General features: G+C 72.3%; 19 protein-coding genes. 9 read left to right on the top strand and 10 right to left on the bottom strand.

The genetic code is table 11. From position 1 onward, the window contains the following. Positions 1-195 precede the first annotated feature (195 nt). The 5 genes from ACGFH9_RS20735 (at position 196) to ACGFH9_RS20755 (ending at position 8,250) form a co-directional block, all read left to right on the top strand. Entirely contained in the window at positions 196-1,521 is a 1,326-nt protein-coding gene (locus ACGFH9_RS20735; protein ID WP_393221661.1) for a ribonuclease D, read from the top strand. A gap of 390 nt (positions 1,522-1,911) precedes the next feature. Then, positions 1,912-3,108 carry a thiolase family protein gene (locus ACGFH9_RS20740; protein ID WP_393221664.1) on the top strand — a complete coding sequence of 399 codons (1,197 nt, stop codon included), beginning with the start codon at positions 1,912-1,914 and terminating at the stop codon, positions 3,106-3,108. Further along, positions 3,105-5,156, top strand: coding sequence for a 3-hydroxyacyl-CoA dehydrogenase NAD-binding domain-containing protein (locus ACGFH9_RS20745; protein ID WP_393221667.1), 2,052 nt, complete (start codon positions 3,105-3,107; stop codon positions 5,154-5,156). The genes ACGFH9_RS20740 and ACGFH9_RS20745 overlap by 4 nt, the downstream gene beginning before the upstream one ends. A 156-nt stretch (positions 5,157-5,312) precedes the next feature. Continuing rightward, positions 5,313-6,065 carry a hypothetical protein gene (locus ACGFH9_RS20750; protein ID WP_393221669.1) on the top strand — a complete coding sequence of 251 codons (753 nt, stop codon included), beginning with the start codon at positions 5,313-5,315 and terminating at the stop codon, positions 6,063-6,065. A gap of 202 nt (positions 6,066-6,267) precedes the next feature. After that, positions 6,268-8,250 (top strand): M36 family metallopeptidase, encoded by a 1,983-nt coding sequence (locus ACGFH9_RS20755; RefSeq protein WP_393221672.1) that lies wholly within the window; start codon positions 6,268-6,270, stop codon positions 8,248-8,250. Between the two features lie 58 nt (positions 8,251-8,308). Here ACGFH9_RS20755 and ACGFH9_RS20760 read toward each other — a convergent pair whose 3' ends face one another. The 5 genes from ACGFH9_RS20760 to ACGFH9_RS20780 form a co-directional block, all read right to left on the bottom strand. Continuing rightward, positions 8,309-8,716, bottom strand: a complete 408-nt coding sequence (locus tag ACGFH9_RS20760) for a VOC family protein (protein ID WP_355233989.1) — start codon at positions 8,714-8,716, stop codon at positions 8,309-8,311. Between the two features lie 169 nt (positions 8,717-8,885). After that, complete coding sequence (locus ACGFH9_RS20765; protein WP_393221674.1) at positions 8,886-10,061, bottom strand: sensor histidine kinase; 1,176 nt, start codon at positions 10,059-10,061, stop codon at positions 8,886-8,888. Beyond that, positions 10,058-10,726 carry a response regulator transcription factor gene (locus tag ACGFH9_RS20770; RefSeq protein WP_393221677.1) on the bottom strand — a complete coding sequence of 223 codons (669 nt, stop codon included), beginning with the start codon at positions 10,724-10,726 and terminating at the stop codon, positions 10,058-10,060. The genes ACGFH9_RS20765 and ACGFH9_RS20770 overlap by 4 nt, the downstream gene beginning before the upstream one ends. Before the next feature lie 85 nt (positions 10,727-10,811). Next, on the bottom strand, positions 10,812-12,104 hold the full coding sequence (locus tag ACGFH9_RS20775; protein WP_393221680.1) for a PQQ-binding-like beta-propeller repeat protein: 1,293 nt from the start codon (positions 12,102-12,104) through the stop codon (positions 10,812-10,814). Next, positions 12,101-13,396 carry a PQQ-binding-like beta-propeller repeat protein gene (locus ACGFH9_RS20780; protein ID WP_393221683.1) on the bottom strand — a complete coding sequence of 432 codons (1,296 nt, stop codon included), beginning with the start codon at positions 13,394-13,396 and terminating at the stop codon, positions 12,101-12,103. The genes ACGFH9_RS20775 and ACGFH9_RS20780 overlap by 4 nt, the downstream gene beginning before the upstream one ends. A 116-nt stretch (positions 13,397-13,512) precedes the next feature. On the opposite strand from ACGFH9_RS20780, the gene ACGFH9_RS20785 reads away from it, so the two are divergent. After that, positions 13,513-15,369: a hypothetical protein gene (locus ACGFH9_RS20785; RefSeq protein ID WP_393221742.1), complete on the top strand. Its 1,857-nt coding sequence runs from the start codon at positions 13,513-13,515 to the stop codon at positions 15,367-15,369. Positions 15,370-15,444: 75 nt separating this feature from the next. Here the strand turns inward: ACGFH9_RS20785 and ACGFH9_RS20790 are convergent, their stop codons facing one another. After that, on the bottom strand, positions 15,445-17,370 hold the full coding sequence (locus tag ACGFH9_RS20790) for a hypothetical protein (protein ID WP_393221686.1): 1,926 nt from the start codon (positions 17,368-17,370) through the stop codon (positions 15,445-15,447). Positions 17,371-17,735: 365 nt separating this feature from the next. Here ACGFH9_RS20790 and ACGFH9_RS20795 point away from each other — a divergent pair, with 365 nt between their 5' ends. After that, the gene (locus ACGFH9_RS20795; RefSeq protein ID WP_393221744.1) at positions 17,736-18,878 is read left to right on the top strand and encodes a hypothetical protein; all 1,143 of its coding nucleotides are present in this window, start codon (positions 17,736-17,738) and stop codon (positions 18,876-18,878) included. Between the two features lie 208 nt (positions 18,879-19,086). On the opposite strand, the gene dxs is transcribed toward ACGFH9_RS20795, so the two are convergent. The 3 genes from dxs to ACGFH9_RS20810 form a co-directional block, all read right to left on the bottom strand. Then, the gene (gene dxs / locus ACGFH9_RS20800) at positions 19,087-21,036 is read right to left on the bottom strand and encodes a 1-deoxy-D-xylulose-5-phosphate synthase (protein ID WP_393221689.1); all 1,950 of its coding nucleotides are present in this window, start codon (positions 21,034-21,036) and stop codon (positions 19,087-19,089) included. Between the two features lie 106 nt (positions 21,037-21,142). Continuing rightward, positions 21,143-22,387: a class I SAM-dependent RNA methyltransferase gene (locus ACGFH9_RS20805; RefSeq protein WP_393221747.1), complete on the bottom strand. Its 1,245-nt coding sequence runs from the start codon at positions 22,385-22,387 to the stop codon at positions 21,143-21,145. A gap of 46 nt (positions 22,388-22,433) precedes the next feature. After that, entirely contained in the window at positions 22,434-24,512 is a 2,079-nt protein-coding gene (locus tag ACGFH9_RS20810) for an APC family permease (protein ID WP_393221750.1), read from the bottom strand. A gap of 152 nt (positions 24,513-24,664) precedes the next feature. Here ACGFH9_RS20810 and ACGFH9_RS20815 point away from each other — a divergent pair, with 152 nt between their 5' ends. Further along, positions 24,665-25,330: a potassium channel family protein gene (locus ACGFH9_RS20815; RefSeq protein ID WP_393221692.1), complete on the top strand. Its 666-nt coding sequence runs from the start codon at positions 24,665-24,667 to the stop codon at positions 25,328-25,330. Positions 25,331-25,333: 3 nt separating this feature from the next. After that, positions 25,334-26,023, top strand: a complete 690-nt coding sequence (locus ACGFH9_RS20820; RefSeq protein WP_355234558.1) for a TrkA family potassium uptake protein — start codon at positions 25,334-25,336, stop codon at positions 26,021-26,023. A 27-nt stretch (positions 26,024-26,050) separates the two neighbouring features. Here ACGFH9_RS20820 and ACGFH9_RS20825 read toward each other — a convergent pair whose 3' ends face one another. Next, positions 26,051-26,734 (bottom strand): DUF3159 domain-containing protein, encoded by a 684-nt coding sequence (locus ACGFH9_RS20825; RefSeq protein ID WP_355234561.1) that lies wholly within the window; start codon positions 26,732-26,734, stop codon positions 26,051-26,053. Positions 26,735-26,754 lie beyond the last annotated feature (20 nt).

Below are 26,754 nucleotides of genomic sequence, written 5' to 3' on the forward strand. Positions count from 1 at the left end.
TCCCCGTGGTCTCCCCGTGCGGCCGTCGTGCCGGATGTCACGCGATCGGGCCGACGACTCGATGGACCGTACCTGCGCGAACGGGCTTTGTCTCCCCCGATGTCCGGCATCCGAAAGGACACCTTGCGGACACCCGGCCGACACACGCCGGACCGGCTGCACACGCCGGATCGGCGCGCGCACTAGGGTTGGCAGGTGACCGACGAACCACCCCTGCGCCGTCGGCCCACCGCAGAACCTCCGGGACACGCACCCCAGCACCCGCCGTCGGCCCAGCCGCAGCCGGCGGGCGAGGGGCCCGACCCGACCGACGGTGGGCCCGTTCCGCTGACCGCTCCGCGTGACGGCACCCCCGATCCCGTGGCCACCCCGGCCGAACTCGCCGAGGTCGTGGCCCGGTTCGCGGCCGGCACCGGCCCGGTTGCCCTGGACGCCGAGCGCGCCTCGGGCTACCGCTACAGCCAGCGCGCGTACCTCGTCCAGCTACGCCGTGCCGGCGCCGGCACGGCGTTGATCGACCCACTGCCGCTGCCCGACCTCAGCGCGCTCGACGCGGTGATCGGCGATGCCGAGTGGGTGCTCCACGCCGCCAGCCAGGACCTGCCGTGCCTCGCCGAGGTGGGGCTGCGGCCACGCCGGCTGTTCGACACGGAACTGGCCGCTCGGTTGGCCGGGTTCGAGCGGGTCGGCCTGGCCGCGCTGACCGAGCAGCTACTCGGTTTCACCCTGGAGAAGCACCACTCGGCGGCCGACTGGTCCAGTCGCCCACTGCCCGAGTCGTGGTTGACCTACGCCGCGCTCGACGTGGAGATGCTCACCGATCTGCGCGACGCGCTCGACGCCGAACTGGCACGACAGGGCAAGTCGGCCTGGGCCGCCGAGGAGTTCGCCGCCCTGGTCCGCAGCGGCGCCCGGCCACCCCGGGTACGCGCGGAACCCTGGCGGCGTACGTCCGGCATCCACCGCGTACGCGGTGCGCGGGCCCAGGCCCGGGTCCGCTCGCTCTGGTACGCCCGCGACCAGATCGCCTCCCGGCGGGACGCCGCGCCCGGTCGGGTGCTGCCCGACTCGGCCATCGTCGCCGCGGCCGAGCTGGACCCGAAGGACGAGAAGACACTGCTGACGCTGCCCGGTTTCGGTGGCCGGTCGGTCCGTCGCCTGGCCCGCACCTGGCTGGCCGCGCTCGACGACGCCCGGGAACTGCCGGACGACGCGCTTCCGGTCACCCCGGCGGTCGAGGGCCCACCCCCACCGCACCGCTGGGCCGAGCGGGACCCGGTGGCGGCCGGTCGCCTGGCCCGTTGCCGGGAGGTGGTGGTCCGCATCGCGGCCGAACACAACCTGCCCCCGGAAAACCTGATCACCCCGGATTCGGTACGTCGCCTGGCGTGGAGCCCGCCGGATGAGATCACCGAGGCCACGGTGGCGGAGGCCCTGCGCGGCTTCAACGCCCGCGAGTGGCAGATCGCCCTGCTGAACCCACACCTGACAGAAGCCCTGTCCCCCAACCCCATCCCGTAGTCCCCACCCCACCCCACCCCGTTGATCATGAAGTTATTGCCACCGGCGCCGGCGTGTCCGGGCAACAACTTCATGATCACCGGGCGCTGGGGTGGGGTGGGGCCGGGCCGGGCGCTGGGGTGGGGTGGGGCCGGGCCGGGCGCTGGGGTGGGGTGGGGCCGGGCCGGGCGCTGGGGTGGGGTGGGGCCGGGCGCTGGGGTGGGGTGGGGCCGGGCGCTGGGGTGGGGTGGGGTGGGTGTTGTGGGGTGGGCCACAGTGGGGCGGTGGGGACGGGGCTGGTTACTGGCGAGTAGCATTCTGGGCGACGTGCCCCGCCCGGCCGACCCCTGTTCGGTCCGGAGCGCCGCCTGGCGGCGCGGAGGCCGAATGATGGTCGAGTAGGAGGCTCAAGTGCCCCGTGAAGTTCGGGATGTCGTCTTCGTCGACGGCGTCCGTACCCCATTCGGCAAGGCGGGTGGCATGTACGCCAACACCCGCGCCGACGACCTGGTGATCCGCTGTATCCGTGAGCTCCTGCGCCGCAACCCGCAGCTACCCCCGGAGCGGGTCGAGGAGGTCGCCGTCGCGGCCACCACCCAGATCGGCGACCAGGGCCTCACCATCGGCCGTACCGCCGCGCTGCTGGCCGGTCTGCCCAAGACCGTGCCCGGTTTCGCCATCGACCGGATGTGCGCGGGCGCGATGACCGCCGTGACGACCGTGGCCAGCGGCATCGCGATGGGCGCGTACGACGTCGCGATCGCCGGCGGCGTCGAGCACATGGGCCACCACCCGATGGGTGAGGGCGTCGACCCCAACCCGCGCATCATCGCCGAGAAGCTGGTGGACCCGTCCGCGCTGGTCATGGGCGCGACCGCGGAGAACCTGCACGACCTGGTCCCGCACATCACCAAGGAGCGCACCGACGCGTTCGCGCTCGCCTCGCAGCAGAAGACCGCCAAGGCGTACGCCAACGGCAAGCTCCAGGACGACCTGGTGCCGATGTCGATCCGCGACGCCGAGGGCGGCTGGGGTCTGGCAGGAGTGGACGAGGCTCCCCGGGACACCTCGCTGGAGAAGCTCGCCACTCTGAAGACTCCGTTCCGCCCGCACGGCAAGGTCACCGCCGGCAACGCGGCCGGCCTGAACGACGGCGCGACCGCCAGTCTGCTCGCCGACGAGGCCACCGCCCGCGAGCTGGGTCTGCCGATCGCCATGCGGCTCGTGTCGTTCGGTTTCGTCGGGGTGGAGCCCGAGGTGATGGGCGTCGGACCGATCCCGTCGACGGAGAAGGCCCTGCGCCTGGCCGGGCTCGGCATCGACGACATCGGCCTGTTCGAGCTGAACGAGGCGTTCGCCGTGCAGGTGCTCGCCTTCCTCGACCACTTCGGCATCGCCGACGACGACCCGCGGGTCAACCCGTGGGGCGGCGCGATCGCCATCGGTCACCCCCTCGCGTCCTCCGGCGTACGGCTGATGACGCAACTGGCCCGTCAGTTCGCCGAGCACCCCGAGGTCCGCTACGGCGTGACCGCCATGTGCATCGGCATCGGCATGGGCGGCACGGTCATCTGGGAGAACCCGCACTGGACGGAGGGCGACAAGTGAGCGAGGTCGTCACGAAGGCGCTGCTGCGCCAGGTGAACGTGCCGGGGCTGGACCGCCCCGCCGCGCTGATCACCCTGGACAACGGCTTCGACCACACCAAGCCGAACACCTTCGGCCCGGGCGGGCTGGCGAGCCTGGACGAGGCGATCACCGCCGCGCTCGCCGCCGACCCGGCGTTGATCGCGATCACCGGCAAGCCGTACATCTTCTGCGTGGGCGCGGACATCGTCGGCCTGCCGCAGCTCGCCGACCGCGCCCAGGCGCTGGAGATCGGCCGGCTCGGCCACCGGGTCTTCGCCCGCCTCAAGGACAGCACGGTCCCCACCTTCGCGTTCGTCAACGGCGCGGCGATGGGCGGCGGCCTGGAGCTGGCACTGCACTGCCACTACCGGACGCTCTCCGGTGGCGCGGCGGCGCTCGCCCTGCCCGAGGTGTCCCTCGGCCTGGTGCCCGGCTGGGGCGGCACCCAACTGCTGCCGAACCTGATCGGCATCCCCGCCGCCACCCAGGTGATCATCCAGAACCCGCTCATGCAGAACAAGATGCTCAAGCCGAAGCAGGCCGCCGAGTTGGGCATCGCGGACGTCCTGCTGGAACCGGCCGATTTCCTGGAGCGCTCGCTCGAGTGGGCCGCCGGGGTGGTGCGCGGTCAGGTGACGGTGATCCGGCCCGAGGTCGACAAGGACATGTGGGCGGGCGTGCTCTACTTCGCCCGGGAGACGCTGAACCAGCGGCTGCACGGCGCGGTCCCGGCCGCGTACAAGGCGTTGGACCTGCTGGAGACCGCCAAGGACGCCGACTTCGCGGCCGGTACCGCCGCCGAGGACGAGGCCCTGGCGGACCTGGTCTTCTCCGAGGAACTGCGCAGCGGCCTGTACGCCTTCGACCTGGTGCAGCGGCGGGCCAAGCGGCCGGCCGGCGCACCGGACAAGGGCCTGGCCCGCACGATCACCAAGGTCGGCATCGTCGGCGCCGGCCTGATGGCCAGTCAGTTGGCGTTGCTGTTCGCCCGCCGTCTCCAGGTGCCGGTCGTCATGACCGACCTGGACCAGGCCCGGGTGGACAAGGGCGTCGGCTACGTGCACACCCAGATCGAGAAGGCCGTCACCAAGGGCCGGATGGACAAGCGTACGGCCGCGAAGCTGTACGGCCTGGTCAGCGGCACTGTCGACAAGGGCGCGTTCGGTGACGCCGATTTCGTCATCGAGGCGGTCTTCGAGGACCTGGGCGTCAAGAAGCAGGTCTGGGCCGAGCTGGAGAAGATCGTCTCCCCGGAGGCGGTGCTCGCCACCAACACCAGCTCGCTGTCGATCACCGAGATGGCGGCGGAGTTGGAGCACCCGGAGCGGGTGGTCGGCTTCCACTTCTTCAACCCGGTGGCCGTGCTGCCACTGCTGGAGATCGTCCGTGGCGAACGCACCGACGACGCCACCCTCGCGACCGCGTTCGCGGTCGGCAAGCAGCTCAAGAAGTCGAGCGTGCTGGTCAAGGACGCCCCGGCGTTCGTGGTGAATCGGCTGCTCACCCGCTTCCTGGGCACGGTCTTCGCCGCCGTCGACGCCGGCACTCCGCTGGACGTCGCGGACAGCGCCCTGGACCCGCTGGGCCTGCCGATGCGCCCGCTCGCCCTGCTCCAGCTCGTCGGGCCGGCCGTCGCGTACCACGTGGGGGGTACCCTGCACGCCGCCTACCCGGACCGGTTCGGCGTCAGCGAGAACCTCAAGCGGATCGCGGACTCGGGTCGGCCGATCGTGGTCGACGACCAGGTCAACGAGGAGGTCGCCAAGCTGCTCGTCGTCGGTGACCAGCCGCTGACCGCCGAGCAGGTACGACAGAACGCGCTCGACGCGCTCGCGCAGGAGATCCGGCTCATGCTGGACGAGGGCGTGGTCGCCGAGGCGCAGGACATCGACCTGTGCATGATCCTGGGCGCCGGTTGGCCGTTCCACCTGGGCGGCGTCACCCCGTACCTGGACCGCACCGGCACCTCCGAGCGGGTCACCGGCCGGCGGTTCCTGCCGCGCGGGGCGGCGAGCCTGCCCGCCTGACCGTTCGGCTCCACCGTCGCGGTGGCCGGCTCGTCCCTCGTGGACTTGCCGGCCACCGCGCTCGTTCGCACCGCCGGTGTGACCCGGACGGGTACCGCGTCGGGACGCGCGCCGGGTTACGATCACGCGCTTCGCACCCCATCCTGGAGCTGACTGATGTCCCAGCCGCCGGCCAATCCCTTCGGCCCGCCGCACGATTCCCCCACTCCGCCGCAGCAGCAGGGCCAGCCGGCCGTGCCGCAGCAGCCGGGTCCACCGCAGCAGCCCGGTTGGCCGCAGCAGCAGGGCCAGCCGTACGGCGGCCCGCACCTGGCCGGTCCACCGCCGAAGAAGTCGAATGTTGGCAAGATCATCCTGATCGCGCTGGCCGTACTGCTGGTGCTCTGCCTCGGTGGCGCGGCGGCCATCTGGTTCACGGTCAAGGACGAGGTGGGCGACGTCGTCGACGCCACCAAGACCCGCGTCGTCGCGCCGGCCACCCTCGCCGGCCGTGCCAAGAACACCGACCCGCAGTTGCAGACGGTCGCCGACCAGATGGTCGCCTCCATGAAGTCCGAGGTGAAGAACGAGACCAGCACTGTCGGTGCGTTCTACGGCGACCCGACCAAGCAGGACCTCCTCATGATCGCCGCGGTGTCCGGCGTGATGGCCGACCCGAAGAAGGAGCTGGACGAGGCGGTCACCGGGCTCTCCAGCGAGCTGTCGGTGACCAACATGACGGCGGTCGACGCGGGGCCGCTCGGCGGTGACGCCCGCTGCGGCGACGGCAAGGCCGAAGGCGTACCGCTCGGCGTCTGCATCTGGGCCGACCGGGGCAGCGTGGGCCTGACGGTCATGTACTTCAAGACCGCCGAGCAGACGAAGGCGGAGTTCGTCACCATCCGTGGTCAGATCGAACAGCGTTCCTGACCCGGACACCATCGGGCCCCGGTCACCTCAGGGTGACCGGGGCCCGCGTTCATGGACCACGTCGACGTCCGCGCGCCCGCGAGTCCCTCGCCCAGCGCGGCCTCAGCCGAGCTGCTCAGCCCATTGATCCAGAGGGTGTCCATTAGGGACCTTTAGCGTCTGTCGTGTCAGTACTGCCTGAATCGAGTATTGGAGTACGACAGTGGGCTCAACAATCATCAGGCGCGGCGTCGCCGCGGCGGCGGGCATCCTGCTCGCGTCCGCGCTACTGCCGACGAACGCGCGGGCCGAGCCGCCCGGCTCCCGGGTCGCCGAGGCGGCGAACTCGCTGCGAGCGAGTCTTGGCGCACAGGGTGTCGTCGAGATCGACCGTGACACCGCGACGCTGCGGCGGCTGGCTCGGCTCGACGGTTACCTGACCGGGCCGAGCGCTGCCGCGCCCGAGCGGATCGCCCGCGACTATCTGGCAGCCCACCGGTCGGTCGTCGGCCTGACCGTCGCCGAGATCGCCGCCCTGCGGCTGCGCAAGGACTACGTCGACATCGAGGGCACCCACCACCTGAGCTTCGTGCAGCGCGTGAACGGGGTCGACGTCGTCGGTAACGGCATCAAGGCGCACATCACCAGAGACGGCCGGCTGATCGCTGTCGACGGCGCACCGCTCGCTGGGCTGCCCACCACGCTCGGCTCCGCGAGCGTCGACGCGGTCGCCGCCCGCAGGACCGCGGTACGCAACGTGTCGGGCACCGCGACGGCGACGGTCCGCTCCCGAACCACGGCGTCCGTGACCTTCTCCGACGGCGGCCGCGCCCGCCAGGTCGTCTTCAACACGCCGGCGGGTCCGAAACTGGCGTGGGAGGTGATCGACATGGACGAGGGTCATCTCAGCGTGGTGGATGCGGCCAACGGCGCGATCCTCTTCCAGCGGAGCATGGTCGCCGAACACCACGCGACGACGTGGCAGAACTACCCGGGCGCCCCGGTCGGCGGACGCCAGCGCACGGTCGACCTGAACAGGTGGTTGCCGGCGAACGCGGGCAGGCTGGAGGGCAACGTCGGGCACGTCTACTCCGACGTGAACGCCGACAACGCCCCGCAGGCGTCGGAGGAGGTCGAGCCAGACGCCACGAGCAGCTTCGACTTCCCGTTCACGGATTTCTCCAACCAGGTCGGTGCCCCCTGTTCGGCGCAACGGCAGTGCTCGTGGAATCCGGCGGTGCCGTATTCCTGGCAGAGCAACCGCAAGCAGAACGCGGCGCAGCTCTTCGCCTTCCTGGGAACCTGGCACGACCATCTCGCGGCCGCACCGATCGGCTTCACCCGGGCGGCGGGCAACTTCGAGGCTGTCGACGGCGATGGGGTGATCGCCGAGGCGATGGACGGCGCGGACACCGCCAACGGCCTGCCGGACAGCGCCCACGACAACAACGCCAATATGACGACTCCGCCGGACGGCATGGCGCCGCGCATGCAGATGTACCTGTTCGTCAAGTCGGCGAGCGTTCTCGCCGGTAACTCCGGCGACACGGCGGACATCCTCTACCACGAGTACACCCACGGACTGTCCGACCGCCTGGTGGTCGACGCCAGCGGCAACTCGACCCTGATCAGCGCCCAGGCGCAGGCGATGTACGAGGCGTGGAGCGACTGGTACGGCCTGGACTATCTGGTCGACAGCGGCCTCGAGCAGGACGACGCCGTCGACGGTGACGTTCGCGAAGGCGACTACATCCTGGGCGGCCGTTCGGTGCGCAGCGAGGCGATGGACTGCCCGGTGAACAGCACCGAGCCGGTCTGCGCCGGCAACCCCGCCGCAGGCGTGGGCGGTTACACCTACGGCGACTACGGCAAGATCCGCAATTCGTCGACCGTGCCGGGGACCACCGAGCCGGAGATCCACGCCGACGGTGAGATCTGGGCACAGACGCTCTGGGACCTGCGCGCGGCGATCGGGAGCCGCCTGGCCCGCTCCCTGGTCACCCGGGCGATGGAACTCTCACCGGCGGACCCGTCCTACCTGGACATGCGCGACGCGATCCTGCTGGCCGACCGGGTCGTGAACCGCGGCCGCGGGCAGCGGGACATCTGGCGGGTCTTCGCGGCCCGTGGCATGGGCGTGCACGCGAGCACGGACGGCACCAGCGACACCACTCCGACCGAGGACTTCTCGGTGCCCCGCCGCTGACGCGCGGGCGTAGGTACGGCGGGACGCCGCGACTGCGGCGTCCCGCCGTACGCAGACCCTAGGCCGCCGGGGCGTCCGGCCGCGCCGGTGACGCCGCCCGCTCGGCCGCGCTACGCAGCACGCAGAACTCGTTGCCCTCCGGGTCGGCGAGCACGACCCAGCCGGAGCCGTCCGGCCGGATCTGGTCGGCGACGTGCACCGCGCCGATGCCGAGCAGCCGCTCGACCTCCTCGGCCCGGGTCCGGTCGGCGGGTTGCAGATCGAGGTGCAGTCGGTTCTTCACCGCCTTGTCCTCGGGCACGGCGATGAAGAGCACCTCCGGGCCACCCGGCGGCAGCAGCATCGCCTCCGGATCGCCGGGGAAATCGTCCGGCTGCATGGGGCAGTCGAAGACCTGTGACCAGAAGCCGGCCAGGGCGTACGTGTCGCGACAGTCGAAGCTGATGTTGTGGATCGTCGAACTCACAGTGGTCCTCCACGAGAGTGGCCTGGTACGGGGAACTCCGCCTCCGGGACCTCAGCCGGCGTGCACCCGGGGTGCGGAGTCATGGTTGGCGGACATCGACGCACCCCCTCTCGTCTCGGGCTGACCGGCTGATCTTGCCGGGTGCCGGGTGTCCCGCGCAACCGTCTTCTCACCCACTGATGGCCACCGGGCCGGGCACCGCCGGGGCGTCCACCGCCGGCAGGGTGACCGTCACCTCCAAGCCGCCGCCGGGCTGGGCGACCACCCGGACCGTACCGCCGTGCGCCTGGCAGACCGCGCGGACGATGGACAGCCCCAGGCCGGAGCCGCGCGCGCCGGTCCGTTCCCGGCCGCCGCGCCGGAACGGCTCGAACAGCCCCGGCACGTCGGCCTGGTCCACCTCGAAACCGGTGTTGCCGACCACCAGCCACGAGCGCTCGCCGTCGGTGCCGGTACGCACCCAGAGCCGCCCGTGCAGGTGGTTGTAGCGCACCGCGTTCTCGATCAGGTTGCCGGCCAGCCGATCGAGCAGCCCGGGATCGCCGACCACCGGCGCGGACTCCAGCGACGTCTGCACGCGCAGGCCGATGCGCTCCACCTCGCGGCGCATCGCCGACAGCGCGTTGGCGGTGCCAGTGGCGAGGTCACACTCGGTACGCCGGCCCAGCCGCCGTCCGGCCTGCGCTTCGCTGCGGGCCAGCACGAGCAGCGCGTCGACCAGCCCGTTCGCCCGCTCCGAGGCGTCGCGGACCACGGTGGCCATCCGGCGGTACTCGGCGGCGTCCGCGTCGTCGTCGCTGAGCGTCACGTCGATCTCGGTCCGCATGACGGCAAGGGGAGTCCGCAGCTCGTGCGAGGCGTTCGCCACGAAGCGCTTCTGCGCCTCGAACGCGGACGCGATCCGGTCCAGCATCGCGTCGAACGTCTTGGCCAGCTCGGCCACCTCGTCGTCCGCGCCCGAGTAGCCGATGCGCTGGTCCAACGTCGCCTCGCCGAGCCGCTGTGCGGTCGCGGTGACCTGGTGCAGGGGCCGCAGCGCCCGCCCCGCCACCGCGTACGCGCCGGCGACCCCGACCACGCTGATCGCCAACAGCGCGACCAGGCCCTTGGCCAGCAACTCCCCCGAGGCGGAGTCGACCAGTTCACGTTGCCACTGGGCGGCGTCCATCGTGCCGCCGTCGGAGAGCAGCACCGTCGTGCCGGGCAGCAGCTCGTCGGTGGGCCGCAGCGCGTCGCGGACCAGCAGCCAGGCCAGCAGCACCAGGATCGCGCCCGCGCCGACCAGCAGCACACCGTTGAGCAGGGTCAACCGCAGCCGCAGAGTGGGCCGCAACGGGCGCTTCACGGCTGGACCTCGGCCGTGCGGTAACCCGCGCCCACCACCGTCTCGATCAACGGCGGATCGCCGAGCTTCTTCCGCAACGTCATGACGGTCACCCGGACGATCGTGGTGAACGGGTCGGTGTTGGCGTCCCAGACCCGTTCCAACAGCTCCTCGCTGGACACCACCGCGCCACGGGCCTTGAGCAGCTCGCTGAGCACCCCGAACTCCTTGTTCGTCAGGTCCATCGGCACCCCGGCGCGGGTGGCGACCCGACGTGCCGGGTCCAGCACCAGGTCGGCCAGTTCGAGCACCGGCGGCGCGGCCGGGGTGGCCCGCCGGCCCAGCGCCTGCACCCGGGCGACCAACTCGTCGAACGCGAACGGCTTCGGCAGGTAGTCGTCCGCGCCGAGTTGAAGCCCCTCCACCCGATCGGCGACGGTGCCGCTCGCGGTCAACATCAGCACCCGGGTCAGCGCCCCCGAGGCGGCGAGGTCGGCACAGATCTGGTCGCCGTGCACACCGGGCAGGTCACGGTCGAGCACCACCACGTCATACCGGGTGACGAACGCCGCCTCGTGGCCGGCGTCGCCGTCGTACGCGACGTCGACCGCCATGCCCCGCTTGCGCAACCCGCGCGCGATCGCGTCGGCGAGGTTGCGTTCGTCCTCGACCACCAGTACCCGCATGCCGGCCTCCTCGCTGCTGACCACCGACAACCTAGTGCCGGCCGGCAACCATCCTCCCTCGCCGACCGCCCGGACCCGCCGACGGTCAGCGGGTCAACCGCCACACCCCGAACGCGGCGTCCTGACGGCGACAGAGCAGCCACCCGGTGGCGGACCGGCAGTCCCCCGAGGCGTCCGGCAACACGTCCAACACCCGCACCGTGCCACCCCGGACGTCCAACTCGGCGACGACCAGGCCGCCGTCGGGGTGGGGGCGTACCCCGATCAGTGGTTTGTCGACGTCGGACCGGACGATCTCCCAGCGACCCAGCCTCGCCAGCACCCGGCCGGTCGGCGGATCGAGGACGACGAGATCCTCGGATCCCGGCCCGGCGCTGCTCACCGCGGTGGCCAGCAATCGGTCGGCGTACGGCCAGACCCACCCCCAACGGTCGTCGGCCCACCGCGGCTCACCTGTCGCGGCGTCGATCGTCCGCATCCCGGCGGACTGGCTCTGCAGGCACAGGAGGACGCCGCAGGCGGAGACGTACGTCTCCCCGACGGCAGGGATCTGCCAACGCCGGTCCAGGTGGTCCAGGCCGTACGCCGAGATGACGGACGGTGGTCCGTCGATGGTGACCAGCAGGTCGTCCACCACCTGCAGGACGCGGGGCGTTCCGCCGCGCGGCGCGGGCAGGTGGGCGCCCCTCAGCACCGTTCCGGTGGTCGCATCGCGGACCTCGACCTGCCCGTTCCCGCGCAGGAGCACCAGCCGGTCCACCCATCGCTCACCGTCGCGCGGGGTGAGGTCGGCACCCGCCTCGACGGACGCCTGCCAGCGCACGGTGCCGCAGCACGCGTCGACGGCGCGCAGGACGCCCGCGGCCTCGTCCGCGCCGGACCACAGCAGGATCCCGCCGTCGGGCAGGGCAACGGGTCGTCCCGGCTGCTGCCAGAGGTACGCGCCCGTCTCGGGGTCCAGGGCGATCGTAATCGTCCCGGAGTGGTCCGTGCCGCTCTCGTACCCGACGGCCAGCAGCGTTCCGCCCTGCCGCGCGACGCCCCAGTACCGGCCCTCGACCGGCAGCGACGTACGCCAGGCCTGCTCACCGTCGGGCAGTCGGGTGGCGGTCAACGTGCGCTGCCCCGTCGCCCCGAGCTGCTCGACGAGGAAGATCATGTCGTCGGAGAGGATCGCGTCCGCGTTGTTCGCCGCTGGCAGCGTCACCATCTCGCGCGGGGTGAGTGGCACCGACCCGGCGAGGCCGACCAGCACCAGCACCAGGACCAGCACGCCGCGCAGGGGTCGCCCGCGGGCCGCCGGCGGACGGGGCAGCCGGGCGGTGTCGAGGTCCGGTCCCTGGCGCAGTTCACCGAGGTCGATCACGGGGCCGGTCACCGGGGCAACCGCCAGAGTGCCGTCGAGCCGTCGAGCCGTCGACAGAGCAGGACGGGCTGCGCGGCCTGGCATCCGCCCACCACGCCCGGCAGGACATCGAGAATCCGCGTCCGCCCGGCGGTGAGGTCCAGCTCGGCGACGACGAGCCGACCGTCGGGTGTCGGGCGTACGCCGAGCAGCGTGTCCTCGCGGCGCACCTGGTTCACCAACTGCCACCGGCCCAGCTCGGCCCGTTCCCGTCCGGTCCGCGCGTCGCGGACCGCGTACCGCTGCTCGGACGTGGCCACCAGCAACCTGTCCCGGCGGACGTCGACGAGCATGTCCGGACCCTGGTCCGACCAGCGGACGGCACCGGTGGCGGGGTCGATCATCTGGATACCGCCGGTCTGCTGGACCGCGCACAGCAGATCCGCGCACGGTACCGCCCAGGCGACCAGTGGCACCGGGGACCTCCAGGCCGGCGCCATCGCGGGCAGCCGGAAGGCGACAAGTTCGGTACTGCCGGGTGGGACGAGCAGCACCAGGTCGTCCGCGACCTGCACCCGTTGGAACGCCGACCGGGCGCCGGGCAGGGTGTCGACGCTGTGCCGCAGGGCTCCGGTGTCGGCGTCGTACACCTGCACCTCGCCGGTCGGCTGCACGAACACGACCTGGTCGACCTGGTCGACCTGGTCGCCCTGGTCGCCCTGCCGGTGGAAGTCGGTGCCACCGAACGGCGCGGGCACCGACCAGAGCACCCGCCCGGTGTCGGGCGTCACCCGGCTCACCGAGCCCAACCCGTCCTCCGTGTCGTTGACGAGGAGCATGCCCCCGTCGGTCGCCCGCTGGACGATCCCCGGGTTGCGCCAACGCCGCTGACCCGTCTCGGCGTCGAAGGCGGTTGTCTCCAACACCCCGTCGGCGGTGCTGACGCCCACCGCCAGCAGCATCCCGCGTTGCATCCACGCGGAAACGTAGTCTCCGCTGCGCTCCAGCGGTGCACGCCACCGACGTCGCACGCTGTCACCGCCCGTCGGCCCGGGTTGGTCGTAGACGGTCAGGTACCGGTCCCCGCTGGGCGTGGACGCGTCGACCACCACGATCGCGTCCTCGGTGAGGTACGCCGACGCGCCGGGCGCGGTCGGCACGGACGTCACGGTGCGGTGCCGTACCGCCGTCGCGCCGGTGAGCGCGACGAGGGCGAGCAGCAGCACCACCGCGGTCCGCAGGGGACGGCCCACGGCGCGCGGCGGACGGGCCGTCGGCTGCGCCACCGGCTCGCCCCGGACCTCGCCCAGCTCGATGATCGGCAACGATCGTCCCTCCATCGCCGGTGGATCCGACCGGGGGCGGCCCGGCAGACCGGCCGTGACCGTACCGGCCCGGCAAAAGCGACGCATCCTCGCCTGTACGATGGCGCGTCGTGGCTGTGCCGGTGGTAGACCCCTCGCTGAATCCCGTGACCGACGCCGAGCCGGCCGAGGTCGAGCCGACACGGCGGCCTCGACGCCGCCCGAGCCGAGCCGACCTGTTGGCCCTCGGAGCCTATGTGGTGCTGGGCGTCTTCGTCTGCCTCAACTACTGGGGGGACGTGACGGGTCGGGTCTCGTCGCACCTGCCCACCGACCACAGCTGGTTCGAGTGGCTGTTCGCGCACGGCGCGTACTCCGTGCGGCACCTGGAGAACCCGCTGTTCACCGCCCGGCAGAACGCCCCGGACGGCGTGAACATGATGGCCAACACCTCGCTGCTCGGGGTGACCCTGCCGCTGGCCCCGCTGACCATGCTGCTCGGCCCGCAGGTGATGTACGCGCTCTACCTGGGTGGGGCGCTGGCCGCCACCGCCGGCACCGCGTACTGGATGCTCTCGCGGCACCTGGTGCGCTCCCGGGCGGCGGCCTTCGTCGGCGGGGCCTTCCTCGGCTTCGCGCCGGGCGTCATCCACCACGCCAACGGTCAGCCCAACTTCGTCTCCAACTTCCTGCTCCCGTTGATCGTGGTGCGGGTGCTGCGGCTGGCTGAGCCGGGCCGATGGCGGCGCAACGGGCTGGTGCTCGGCGCGCTGGTGACGTACCAGATCTTCATCAACGAGGAGATGCTGCTGCTCACCGCACTGGCCTGCCTCGTCGTCGTGGTGGCGTACGCGGCGCAGCGACCACGGGCCACCCGCGCCATGGCCGGGACGTTCCTGGCCAGCATGAGTGTCGCCGGTGGGCTCACCCTGGTGCTCACCGCGTACCCGATCTGGTTCCAGTTCGACGGCCCCCAGTCCTACCGGGGCCTCCAGGGTGGCGTCTTCCACAACTGGGGCGAGGACCTGGTCGCCTTCGTCTCCTTCGCCCGGGACACCTGGGCGGGTGACCCGGCGATCGAGAAGACGATCGGGCTGACCGAGCAGAACACCTGGTTCGGCTGGCCGCTGGTACTGCTCTCGCTGGTGGCCCTGGCGCTGCTCGTACGCCGCTCGCTGGCCGCCCGGATCGTGGCGGTGCTCGTCGTGGTGTTCACCGTGGCCGCGATCGGGCCGTGGGTGCGCTTCGACGGGGTCGAGACCGACATCCCCGGCCCGTGGTCGTACGTGTCGGACGAGCTGCCGCTGGTCGAGATGATGATGCCCACGCGCCTGGCGCTGGTGGTCGCCGCCGCGGTGGGCGTACTGCTGGCGCTGTTCTGGGACGCGGCGGCCCGCCACGGCCGCCCGGCCCTCGCGCCGGCCCCGCGCGCCGGTGAGCCGGCCGCCGCGCCGGTCGCGGCGCGTCGACGGTGGCTGCGCCCGCTGGGGTACGCGGCGGTCGCCCTCGCCCTGCTGCCGCTGTTCCCCCGGCCGCTGCCGGCGCAGCAGATCGACCCGCCGCCGCACTTCATCACCGCAGGCGGCTGGCGACCGTACGTGCCGGCGGGCCGGACCCTCGTCCCGGTGCCGATCCCGAGCAACGTGCACGGCCTGCCGACGCTGCGCTGGAGTGCCCTCACCGGGCAGGAGTTCCCCATCCCGGGCGGCTACTTCATCGGCCCGAACGAGTTGGGCGAGGGCGTCTTCGGCGCCCCGAACCGGCCCACGAGCAGCCTCATCTACTCCACGATGGACGCGGGCGTCCTGCCGGCGCTCACCGACGAGAACCGGCGGCAGGCCGTCGAGGATCTGCGGTTCTGGCGCGCGTCGGTGGTGGTGCTCGGAGCGCACCCGCGCGAGGCGGTGCTCCGCGAGCTGGTCACCGCGCTGATCGGGCCGCCGCAGCGGGTCGACGACGTCTGGGTCTGGGACGTCCGCGCCCTGGTGGGCTGATCAGCCGACCGGGGGCCGGACGTCCCGTCGTGGGCGCGCGGGCGGCACCCCGACCGGCGCCGTTCCGGGTGGTCGTCAGACCGAGCGGTCGGTCAGCGTCCGGACGTCCCACACCCAGACGTCCAGCTCCTGCCGACCGGGACCGACCAGCTCCTCGACGGTACGCCGCAGCGGCTCGGCGTTCTGCTGCCGGACCGGAAGCACGAGGATCGCCGCCCGCCAGTGCCGCAACTCGTCCGTGAAGCGCCGGCGCTGCCGGTCGTCCAGCTTGGAGGTACGACCGGTGGTCGCCACCTCCTCCAGCAGTTGGCTGACCCCGCTGGGCCGGCCGCCGAACCGGCCCGGGTCGCCGGTGTTGCCGTTGCGGGGGGCGAGGAAGTAACCACCCGGAATCTTGAAGTCGAGGTTGGTGGCCGCCGCCCAGCGCATGCCGTGCGTGTTGCCCATGCTGGGCACCGGGATCGGCACGAGCGTCTGGTCCGGACCGACGTACGCCCGCCAGCGGTCGGCGGTGATGAACTCCGGCACCGGCGGTCGGGAGACCATCCGCAGCGGCATCGGAGCGATCGGCAGCAGCGCGAACGCCAGGCCGGCGGCGGTCAGTGTCCGGACGGTACGCCGCTCGGCCGGACGCAGCGCCCAGGCCCGCTCGACGGCGAGCGCGAGCAGCAGGCCGATGACGACCGTGGTGATCAGACCGAAGCGGGTCGGCACCACCGCGTCCAGCAGGGGCAGGTGCACCAGCAGCTCCCACGGCCCCGCGATCAGGTCCCGGTCCCACCAGGAGATCTGCTCGCCGAGCGAGAGCAGGGCGAAGAACGCGCCGGTCGTGGCGAGCGCCCGCACGACCATCTCCCGACGCAGCCAGACCACGACGCCGACGGCCAGCAGCGACAGGCTCCAACCGAAGAAGGCGTTCTCCTCCGAGTAGTTCGGCGCCAGGTTGACGTTGGCCCGCTGGTTGCCGCCGAGCGTGGCCGAGCCGGGCGCGAAGAAGGAGGCGATGTCGTTGCCGTAGTCCTGCACCGCGTCGCTGAGCCCGTGGTACGCCATCGGCCCGGCGAACTGCACATACAGCGGGTACGCCAGCAGCGCCCCGGCCAGCAGCGCGCAGGCGGCGAGACCGGCGGCCAGCGGTCGCCACGCAGCCCACCAGCGGGCCGGCTCCTGGGCCACCACCGCGAGCAGGAAGATCCCGCAGGCCATCGCCGTGAAGAGCAGAATCTCCTCGTTGATGAACGCCTGGGCGGTGACGAGCAACGCCAGCAGGACGCCGTCGCGGACCGGCCGGCGCGAGCGGGTGAGCACCAAGACCCGCCAGACGATGAACGGCAACAGGAACTGGCTGATGATGTTCGGATGCCAACTGGCGTGCGAGAGCATCGCCGGGGAGAAGCCGCAGAACCAGCCGCCGGCCGCGGCCGCGAGCGGCGTACGCACGATGTGACGGCGGAGCACGAAGTACCAGGCCAGGGCGGTGCCGGCGAGGCCGAGCGTCACCAACATGACGAAGGACACCGCGGGGCCGAACAGCAGGGTCACCGGCACCATCGGGATGCCCAGCGCCAGCACCGCCGTGTTGGCCATCAGGTTGACGCCGTCGGGGTAGTTGAACTGCTCGGTGTAGAACGGATACTCCCCGTGCAGCACCACCCGCACCGAATGGGCGAGGAAGAACTGCACCTGGGCGGGGTCACCGGTGTAGAGCGACGCCACCCGGCCGGCCGGGTCCAGCCAGATCCGGCTGGTCACCCAGAGTGCGGCGAGCAGGAACAGCGCGCCGACCGCCAGGTGCTGTCGTCGCCGGGTCCAGCCCGACCAACGGCTCCGGCCCGACCCGGACGCCGCGACCGTCTCGTCCGGCGCGGTCGGTGCGGGCGCGGACTCGTCCGGCACGGTCGAGGTCTGGGCACTCGTCGCGGGCGCGGACTCGTCCGGCACGGTCGAGGTCTGGGCACTCGTCGCGGGCGCGGACTCGTCCGGCACGGTCGAGGTCGACACGGACGCTTCCGGCGCGCGTGAGGTCGACGCGACCGAGGTTGGGGACGCTGTCGGGGCCGGGACGGTCTCGACGCGGTCGGTCGGAGCGGCGGAGTCGCCGGGCGCCCCGACGGACCTGGCCCGGGAAGCGAGGGCACGGGACTCGGCAGGCGTCACAGTCGGCGGAGTCTACCCGAGTGACGAAAGGGCACTAAAGCCGCGGTGGTGTCCATTGTGGTGGGTGCGGAACCAGCCAGCGGCGGCGTCGCGTCGGACATCTCGTACTATGGCGCTTTCCGGGAACGACGGCGAGGCGATCGGGGGCGGATCAGGTGACTCCGGGCCGCCGGCACGGCAGGACGCTCGCCGTCCTGCTCGCCGCGCTGATGACCGCCACCGCGTGCGGTCCCGTCGCGGACCGAGCGCCCCGTGATCTGCGGGTGGGGTACGACAGCCTCGACGGCACACTGGCCGTGTGGCCGCCGCGGGGTGACCTGTCCGGCGACACGGCGGTGACGAGGGCGGTCACCGAGGCGGTGCGCGAGTGGCGCTCGCCAGCCGACGACCGTGCGCACCTGCCCTCGTCCGGCATCCTCTTCTCCGGGCGCGTCGACGGCGCTCCGGTGGCCCTGGTCGCGGCCGACGTGCCCGGCGAGAGCGCGTCCTGGCTGCTGCAACTCACCGGCGACAGCGGCCGGTACGCCATCACCCGCGCCACCGAATACACCGACCCCGGCTACCTGGTCTACTCCGACGTGCTTCCGGTGCAGACGGCCGGCGGCAGGCGCTACCTGGTCTCGGCGCGGGTGCAGCAGCTCCTCGGACCGCAGGGACGGGCGTTGGTCGTCGCCGACGGTCTCAGCGCCCCGGTCGACGTGCCGGCCTGCATGGCGGTGGGCGTGACGGCAACCCTCCGGGCCACCGAGTCTCTGCCCCGGGGACGGGCCGCCGACCGCCTGCTCGACCTGGGCACCGGCACGACCGACCCGCGCTATCCGCTGGTCCGGGACGAGTCCGGCGCGGGCCGTCGGGCGCTCACCGGCCTGGACACCTGCGTGCTGGCGGGTGAGCGGGGTCCGTTCGGCAGCATCCCGCGCCGGATCGGCGACCGGGACGCGCCGAAGTCGGTGCCGACGTCCTGGCCGATGGCGAAGCTCTCGGTCCGTTCACTCGGCGAGGTGGCGCTCGGCGGCGGCGAGCCGGCCGAGTTGCAGCAGCTCAGTTGGGACACCGACGCCGGCACCATGACCGCTGTCGTCTACCGCCCGGCGAACGGGAGCGCCCCGGTGGTCTCGCCGGCCGACCGGGCCACCCCACTGCAGACGTACCAACTCCCGGTCCCCGGCCAACCTCTGCTCGTACTCAGCTGGCGGGCCACCCGGGACAGCTCGCTCTCGGTGCCGCCGGGCACCCCGCTGCTGGTGGAACGCCCCGGCCTGGTGGTCGTGCCCGAGCCGTCCCGCACCCAGACCTACAGCCTCGCCAACACCGACAAGACCCACTACCGCTCAGTAAGCCCCCGCCGCTAACCCCCCCCAGCCCCAGCGATCTTGCACTTTCTGCTGGGACAAAGGCACGAACGTGTGCATTACAACAACCGAAAGTGCAAGATCGGCGCGCGGAGAGAGGCCCGGGAGGCGCGCGGAGAGAGGGGTTTGCGCGGAGCGGGGTTGAGGTGGCGGGCACGGACGGCGGGCAGCCCTCGGGGGGCTGCCCGCCGTCGTGACGTTTCGGGGGCTAGTTCTGGGCTGCCGTCTTGCTGGCGGGGGTCAGGTGGTCCGGGGTGGTGTCCAGGCGGGAGATCCAGCCGGTGACGTCGCGGGCCACGTCCTGCGCGGTGAGGCCGAGGTCGGCGAGGATCTGCGCGCGGGTGCCGTGCGGGTGCCAGTCGGCCGGTACGCCCAGGTCCTTGAGCGGCACGCGGACGTCGGCGTCGCGCATCGCCTGGCCGAGAGCGTCACCGACACCCCCGACGCGGACCCCGTCCTCGATGCTGACCACGAGCCGGTGGCGGGCGGCCATGTCGACCAGCTCGGCCGGCACGGGGCGCACCCAGCGGGGGTCGACGACGGTGACGCCGTAGCCGTGCTCGGCGACCCGGGCGGCGACCTCCATGCCCATCTGGCCGAAGGCGCCGACGGCGACGAGCAGTACGTCGGTACGTGCCGACTCGGCCAGTACGTCGACGGTGCCGACCCGGCGCAGCGCCGGCAGGTCGGTGGCGACCGAGCCGGTCGGGAAGCGCAGGACGGTCGGGCCGTCGTCGGTGGCCACCGCCTCCCGCAGCTCCTCGCGAAGCGTGGCGGCGTCACGGGGTGCCGCGATCCGCAGGCCGGGCACCACCCCGAAGACCGACATGTCCCAGATGCCGTAGTGGCTGGGGCCGTCGGGGCCGGTGATGCCCGCCCGGTCCAGCACGAAGGTCACCGGCAGCTTGTGCATCGCCACGTCCAGCAGGACCTGGTCGAACGCGCGGTTGAGGAAGGTGGCGTAGACGGCGACGACCGGGTGCAGGCCACCGAGCGCCAGGCCGGCCGCCGAGGTGGCGGCGTGCTGCTCGGCGATGCCCACGTCGTACACCCGCTCGGGGTACTTGCGGGCCAACTTGGCGATGCCGGTCGGCTCGGCCATGGCGGCGGTGATGCCCACCACGTCGGGGCGTTCGTCGGCGACGGCCAGCAGCTCGTCCGAGAAGACGTGGGTCCACTTCACCGACGGGGCGGCCAGCAGCGTGCCGGTCTCCACGTCGAAGGCGCTGCTCGGGCCGTGCAGGCAGTCCGCCTCGTCCTCCTCGGCCGGGCGGTAGCCGTACCCCTTACGGGTGACGGCGTGCACGATCACCGGGCCGCCGAAGTTCTTCGCCGCGCGCAGGGCCGACTCGACGGCCGCCACGTCGTGCCCGTCGACCGGGCCGACGTACTTGATGCCCAGGTCCTCGAACATGGCCTGCGGGGCGACGGCGTCCTTGATGCCCTTCTTGACCGCGTGCAGCACCTCGTACATCGGCTTGCCGACGAGCGGGGTGGAGCCGAGGGCGTCCTTGACGGTGTCGAGGACCTTCTCGTAGCCCGGGTTGAGCCGCAGCGAGGAGAGGTGGTCGGCCAGGCCGCCGATGGTCGGCGAGTAGGAACGGCCGTTGTCGTTGACCACGATCACCAGCGAGTTGCCGGCGGTGGCGATGTTGTTCAGCGCCTCCCAGCACATGCCGCCGGTGAGCGCGCCGTCGCCGACCACGGCCACGACGCTGCGCTGCTCACCACGCAGGGCGTACGCCTTGGCGAGGCCGTCGGCGTAGGACAGGGCGGTGGAGGCGTGCGAGTTCTCGATGAGGTCGTGCTCGCTCTCGGCCTGGCTGGGGTAGCCGGAGAGGCCGCCGCGCTGCCGGAGCTTGTCGAAGCCGGCCTGACGCCCGGTGAGGATCTTGTGCACGTACGCCTGGTGGCCGGTGTCGAACAGGAGCCGGTCCCGGGGGGAGTCGAAGACGCGGTGCATGGCCAGCGTCAGCTCGACCACACCGAGGTTGGGCCCGACGTGCCCGCCGGTGCGGGAGACCTTGGCGATCAGGAAGTCCCGGATCTCGGCGGCGAGCACTTCCAGCTCCTCGCCCGACATCCGCTTGACGTCCTGCGGGCCGCGTACCGTCCCCAGCAGCCGACCGTGGTTGGCCGTGTCCTCTTCAACGCTCATGACCGGAGAGTCTATCGGCCGCCCGGCACTCCGCAGCCTGGCCCGAGCCACTCACGCCGAACGGGCCGGCTGAGCGCCTGGTCAGGGGCGAATCCGCCGCCGGTCGCTACGCGGCGGCCGGCGGAAGCAGCAGTCCGACGCACTCGACGTGCTGCGTCATCGGGAACAGGTCGAAACCGCGCAGCGCAGCCAGGCGCCAGCCCAGCTCGGCGAAGGTGCGCACGTCCCGGGCGAACGCCGCCGGGTCACACGCCACGTACGCGACCGCCCGCGGGCCGGCGGCGGCCAGCGCGCGCACCACCGGGGCGCCGGCGCCGGAACGCGGTGGATCGAGCACCACCACGTCGACCGGGCCGGTGATCCGTCGACGGGCCAGCGCGGTCTCCACCCGGGCCGACACCACCTCGACGCGGGGCAGGTCGGCCAGGTTCTCCCGAGCGGCGGCGACACCCTGCGCGGAGGCCTCCACCAGTGTCACCCGGCCGGTTGCGCCGACGCGGGCGGCAAGCCCGGCGGCGAACAGTCCGGCACCGCCGTAGAGGTCCCAGGCGACCTCGCCCGGTCGGGGGGCGAGCAGCTCCAGCACGGCCGTGTCCAGCGTGTCGGCCGCGGCCGGGTGCACCTGCCAGAAGGCGGACGCGGGCAGCGCCCAGTCCCGCCCGGCGGCCACCTCGCGGACCTCGGTCGGCCCACTCACCGGGGTGGCGACCCCGTCGCGGACCTCGGCGACGCTCACGTCCGCGCCGCTGCTGGCGACGGTCTCCACCGCCTCGGCCGCCGGCCAGCGCGCGCCGGTCGGGCTGAGCACCGCAAGCTGCTGGATGGCCGGGTGCGCGATCCGGCACCTGTCGATCGGCACGACCTCGTGCGAACGGTGCTTGAGCAGGCCGGCCCGGTCGGCGGCGTCGACCGCGTAGCGGACCCGCGTACGCCAGCCGAGCAGCCCACCCGGCAGCGCCTCGACCCGGACGCCGAGCCGGTCCAGCTCGGCGTCGGTGAGGCCGCCGAGGCGGGTCAGCTGCTCGCGCACCACGGTGGTCTTCCAGGCCAGCTGCGCGGCCGGGGCGACGTGTTGCAGGTCGCAGCCACCGCAGGCGCCCGGCTTCGCGTACGGACAGGGTGGCTCCACCCGGTCCGGCGAGGGGTCCAGCACGGTCACGGCGTCGGCGCGGACGAACCCCCGGTGCACCTCGGTGACCTCGGCGATCACCCGTTCTCCGGGCAGCGCGTGGCGGACGAACACCACCTGCCCGTCCACCCGGGCGACGCAGTGCCCGCCGGGTGCCACCGCGTCGACGGTCAGCTCGACCCGCTCCGCCTCGCCGAGGCCACGTTCGGCGGCCCACGCCAACGCCGATGCCGAGGCCGTCGACGCAGCAGCCGCAGCAGCCGCACGCTCAGTCACGGCCGTTCCCCACCGTCTCGCTGTCCACCGGGCCCGCCTCGCCGGGCGCTGGCGCGGCCACCGCCGCCGGCACGGTGCCCCGGGGCCCGCGCGCCGGCGTGTTGGAGAGCGTGGCGTCCAGCCGGTCCAGGTTCTTGCTCGCGGTCGAGGCGAGCTGCCACGGCACGCTGACCACCATCACCCCCGGCTCGAAGAGCAGCCGGCCCTTGAGGCGCAGCGCGCTCTGGTTGTGCAGCAGGTTCTCCCACCAGCGCCCCACCACGTACTCGGGGATGAAGACGGTGACCACGTCGCGCGGCGACGTACGGCGGGTGGAGGCGACGAAGTCCAGGATCGGCCGGGTGATCTCGCGGTACGGCGAGTCGACAACCGTGAGCGGGATCGCCATCTCCCGCCGCTCCCAGTCGGCCTGCAGGTCGCGGGTGTCCTTCTCGTCCACGTTGACGGTCACGGCGGTCAGCGTGTCCGGGCGGGTGGCCCGGGCGTACGCGATGGCCCGCAGCGTCGGCTGGTGCAGCTTGCTGACCAGCACGATCGCGTGGTTGCGCGCGGGCAGCACGGCCCGGCTCTCGGCCGGCGGGGTCAGCTCGGCGGCGACCCGGTCGTAGTGCCGGCGGATGGCCAGCATCAGCACGTAGATCACCGCCATCGCGGCGATGGCGATCCACGCGCCGAGCAGGAACTTGGTGATCAGGACGATCACCAGCACCGTGCCGGTCAACGCCATGCCGAACGTGTTGATGGCCCGGGAGCGGTGCATCCGCTTGCGGGCCTCCGGATCGCGCTCGGTGCGCAGCCGCCGGTTCCAGTGCCGGATCATGCCGGCCTGGGAGACGGTGAACGAGACGAACACCCCGACGATGTAGAGCTGGATGAGCCGGGTCACCTCGGCCTGGAACCCGACGATCAACACGATCGCGAAGAGAGCGAGGAAGGTGATGCCGTTGGAGAAGGCCAGCCGGTCGCCCCGGGTGTGGAACTGGCGGGGCAGGTAGCGGTCCTGGGCGAGGATCGAGCCGAGCACCGGGAAGCCGTTGAACGCGGTGTTCGCCGCCAGGAAGAGGATGAGCGCGGTCATCCCGGCCACCACGTAGAGCAGGAACGAGCCGGCGCCGAAGACCGTCTCGCCGAGCTGGGTGGTCACCGTCTTCTGCACGTACCCGTCGGGGCCGGAGACGATCTGCAGGGCCGGGTCCTCGACGAACTGCAGGTGCGTCAGCCGGGCCAGCCAGATGATCCCGACGAGCAGGCTCACCGCGATCGCGCCCAGCAGCAGCAGCGTGGTGGCGGCGTTGCGGCTCTTCGGCGCCTTGAACGCGGGTACGCCGTTCGAGATCGCCTCCACGCCGGTCAGCGCGGCGGCACCCGAGCTGAACGTCCGCAGCAGCAGGAAGACCAGCGCGAAGCCGGTGACGCTGTGCTCGGCCTGGATGACCAGGTCGGCGCTGGGCGCACGGAGGTCGTCACCCAGGACGAACACGCGGAACAGCCCGGTGAGCAGCATTCCGCCCATGACGATCACGAAGCCGTAGGTGGGGATGGCGAACGCGGTGCCCGACTCGCGCAGCCCGCGCAGGTTGACCGCCGTCAACAGGATCACTGCGACGACCGCGATCATGACCTTGTGGGTGGCCACGAACGGGACCACCGAGCCGAGGTTGGCCACGCCGGAGGAGACCGACACGGCCACCGTGAGCACGTAGTCGACCAGCAGGGCGCTGGCCACACCGACGCCGAACTTCGGGCCGAGGTTGACCGTGGCCACCTCGTAGTCGCCGCCGCCGGAGGGGTAGGCGTGCACGTTCTGCCGGTAGCTGGCCACCACCGTGAGCATCACCACGACGACCGCGAAGGCGATCCACGGGGAGAACAGGAACGCCGACGCCCCGGCGATGGACAGGGTCAGCAGGATCTCGTCAGGCGCGTACGCGACGCTGGACAGCGCGTCGGAGGCGAAAACGGGCAGCGCGATGCGCTTCGGCAGGAGGGTGTGCTGCAGGCGGTCGGACCGGAACGGTCGACCGAGGAGCAGGCGCTTCAGCAGCGAGGTGGGACTGGCCACGAACGCCAAGAGTACGACCACCACGGTGAGAACGCGGGGGTGGGCGATCACGGCTTCTCGCGACCGCGGGGTACGGTCGGTCCCCGCTCGCGATCGGGACGTGGCAGGCTCGCACTCGAAGCCACCGGCAGCGGGATGGTACGCACCTTGGGAGGGACAGCGTGCACGTCGTGATCATGGGTTGTGGGCGGGTCGGATCGACCCTCGCCCACAGCCTGGAGTCCCGGGGGCACTCGGTGGCGGTGATCGACCAGGACGCCGACGCCTTCCGCCGGCTCGGCCCCGACTTCGCCGGGATCACGGTGACCGGGGCGGGCTTCGACGGCGACGTGCTGCGCCAGGCCGGCATCGAACGGGCGGACGCCTTCGCGGCCGTCTCCAGCGGCGACAACTCCAACATCATCTCGGCGCGGCTGGCCCGGGAGACGTTCGGCGTGTCCCGGGTGGCCGCCCGGATCTACGACCAGCGCCGGGCGCAGGTCTACGAGCGTCTCGGCATCCCCACCGTGGCGACGGTGCGGTGGACGGCCGACCGCATGCTGCGGCACCTCGTGCCCGAGGGCAACGTGGAGATCTTCCGCGACCCGACCAGCACCGTGTCGATCGTCGAGGTCCCCGTGCACAAGGAGTGGATCGGCCGTCCGGTGCGTGTGCTGGAGGAGGCGTCGGGTGCGCGGGTGGCCTATCTGATCCGCTTCGGCATCGGCACGCTGCCCACCGCGTCCACCCTCGTGCAGGAGGGTGACCAGGTGTTCATGCTGGTCAGCGACGACATCGTGGCGACGGTCACGGCGGTGGCGGCGACGCCGCCGGAAGGAGGGCACTGAGCCATGCGGATCGCTATCGCGGGCGCCGGCAACGTGGGCCGCTCGATCGCCCAGGAGCTGATCGAGAACGGCCACCAGGTGATGCTGATCGAGCGTCAACCGAAGATGCTCCGACCGGACCGGGTGCCCGCCGCCGAGTGGGTGCTGGCCGACGCGTGCGAGGTCGCCAGCCTGGAGGAGGCCAACGTCGCCGGCTGCGACGTGGTGGTCGCGGCCACCGGCGACGACAAGACCAACCTGGTGCTGTCGCTGCTGGCCAAGACCGAGTTCGCGGTGCCCCGCGTGGTCGCCCGGGTCAACCGGGCGGAGAACGAGTGGCTCTTCACCGAGCAGTGGGGCGTCGACGTCGCGGTGAGCAAGCCCCGGGTGATGGCCGCCCTGGTCGAGGAGGCGGTCACCGTCGGCGACCTGGTCCGGCTGATGACCTTCCGGCAGGGCGAGGCCAACCTCGTCGAGATCACCCTCCCGCCGACCGCCCCGTACGTCGGTCAGCCACTGCACGCCGTGCCGCTGCCCCGCGACTCCGCCCTGGTGGCGATCCTGCGCGGCAAGCGTGTCCTGGTGCCCAGCCCGGACGACCCGATCGAGGCCGGCGACGAGTTGATCTTCGTGTGCACCGCCGAGGTGGAGGACCAGGTCCGGGCTGTCATCCTCGGCCCGGACAGCGTCGAGCGGACCCGCGGCTCGCGCTGAGAGGGCCGGTGCGCCCGGCGCGGACTCTCAGGCGCCGGGCAGCGGGGTGGGTTGCGGCTCCCGGGTGACCCGGCGCACCGTCCAGACGGTGATGAGCAGCAGCAGCGCGTACGGCGGATAGCCCAGGGCCAGCCGGGCCACGCCCAGCGCCGTGTCCTGGTGGGCCAGGTAGAGCCCGGCCTGTACGCCCACCTTGGCGAGCCACACCACGCCCCAGAGCACGGTCAGCCGGGTGAAGACGCGTACCAGCTTCGGGTCGGCCCGCCACTCGGAGCGACCCTTGGCGACCAGCACCGACCAGATCCACCCGACGAGGGGCTGCCGGACGACCGCCGAGATCAGCAGCGCGATGCCGTAGCCGATGCCGTAGAGGATGCCGGGCAGGTAGAAGTCCCGCTCGTCACCGGTGCGCCACGCGATGGCGGCGCCGATACCGACGCCGAACAGCCCGTTGACCGCGTGCCGGACCGGCCGGCGCTGGGCCAGCCGCAACCCGGCGATCACCAACGCGACGGCCACCGAGGCGATCACGGCGGGCCGCAGGTCACCGATGATGTTGGCGAGGACGAAGACGACCACCGGGATGCTGGACTCGACCAGCCCGCGCCAACCGCCGAGCTGGTCGGCCATCTGCTCGGCGATCGTCGGCAGCGCCTCGTCGTCCTCCGGGCCCGTCTCCGGCTGTGCCGCCCGGTGCTGTCCCGTCGTCATGGCCGGCCTTCCGTCTGCGG

The sequence above is a fragment of the Micromonospora sp. NPDC049102 genome (assembly GCF_043197485.1).
Classification (GTDB): Bacteria; Actinomycetota; Actinomycetes; order Mycobacteriales; family Micromonosporaceae; genus Micromonospora.

Bases quoted from the DNA above. Each gene is read 5' to 3' on its own strand.
- ACGFH9_RS20770 (WP_393221677.1), bottom strand. From the start codon at position 10,726: ATGCGGGTACTGGTGGTCGAGGACGAACGCAACCTCGCCGACGCGATC.
- dxs (WP_393221689.1), bottom strand. From the start codon at position 21,036: ATGAGCGTTGAAGAGGACACGGCCAACCACGGTCGGCTGCTGGGGACG.
- ACGFH9_RS20795 (WP_393221744.1), top strand. From the start codon at position 17,736: ATGACCGCCACCGCGTGCGGTCCCGTCGCGGACCGAGCGCCCCGTGAT.
- ACGFH9_RS20820 (WP_355234558.1), top strand. From the start codon at position 25,334: ATGCGGATCGCTATCGCGGGCGCCGGCAACGTGGGCCGCTCGATCGCC.
- ACGFH9_RS20825 (WP_355234561.1), bottom strand. From the start codon at position 26,734: ATGACGACGGGACAGCACCGGGCGGCACAGCCGGAGACGGGCCCGGAG.
- ACGFH9_RS20750 (WP_393221669.1), top strand. From the start codon at position 5,313: ATGTCCCAGCCGCCGGCCAATCCCTTCGGCCCGCCGCACGATTCCCCC.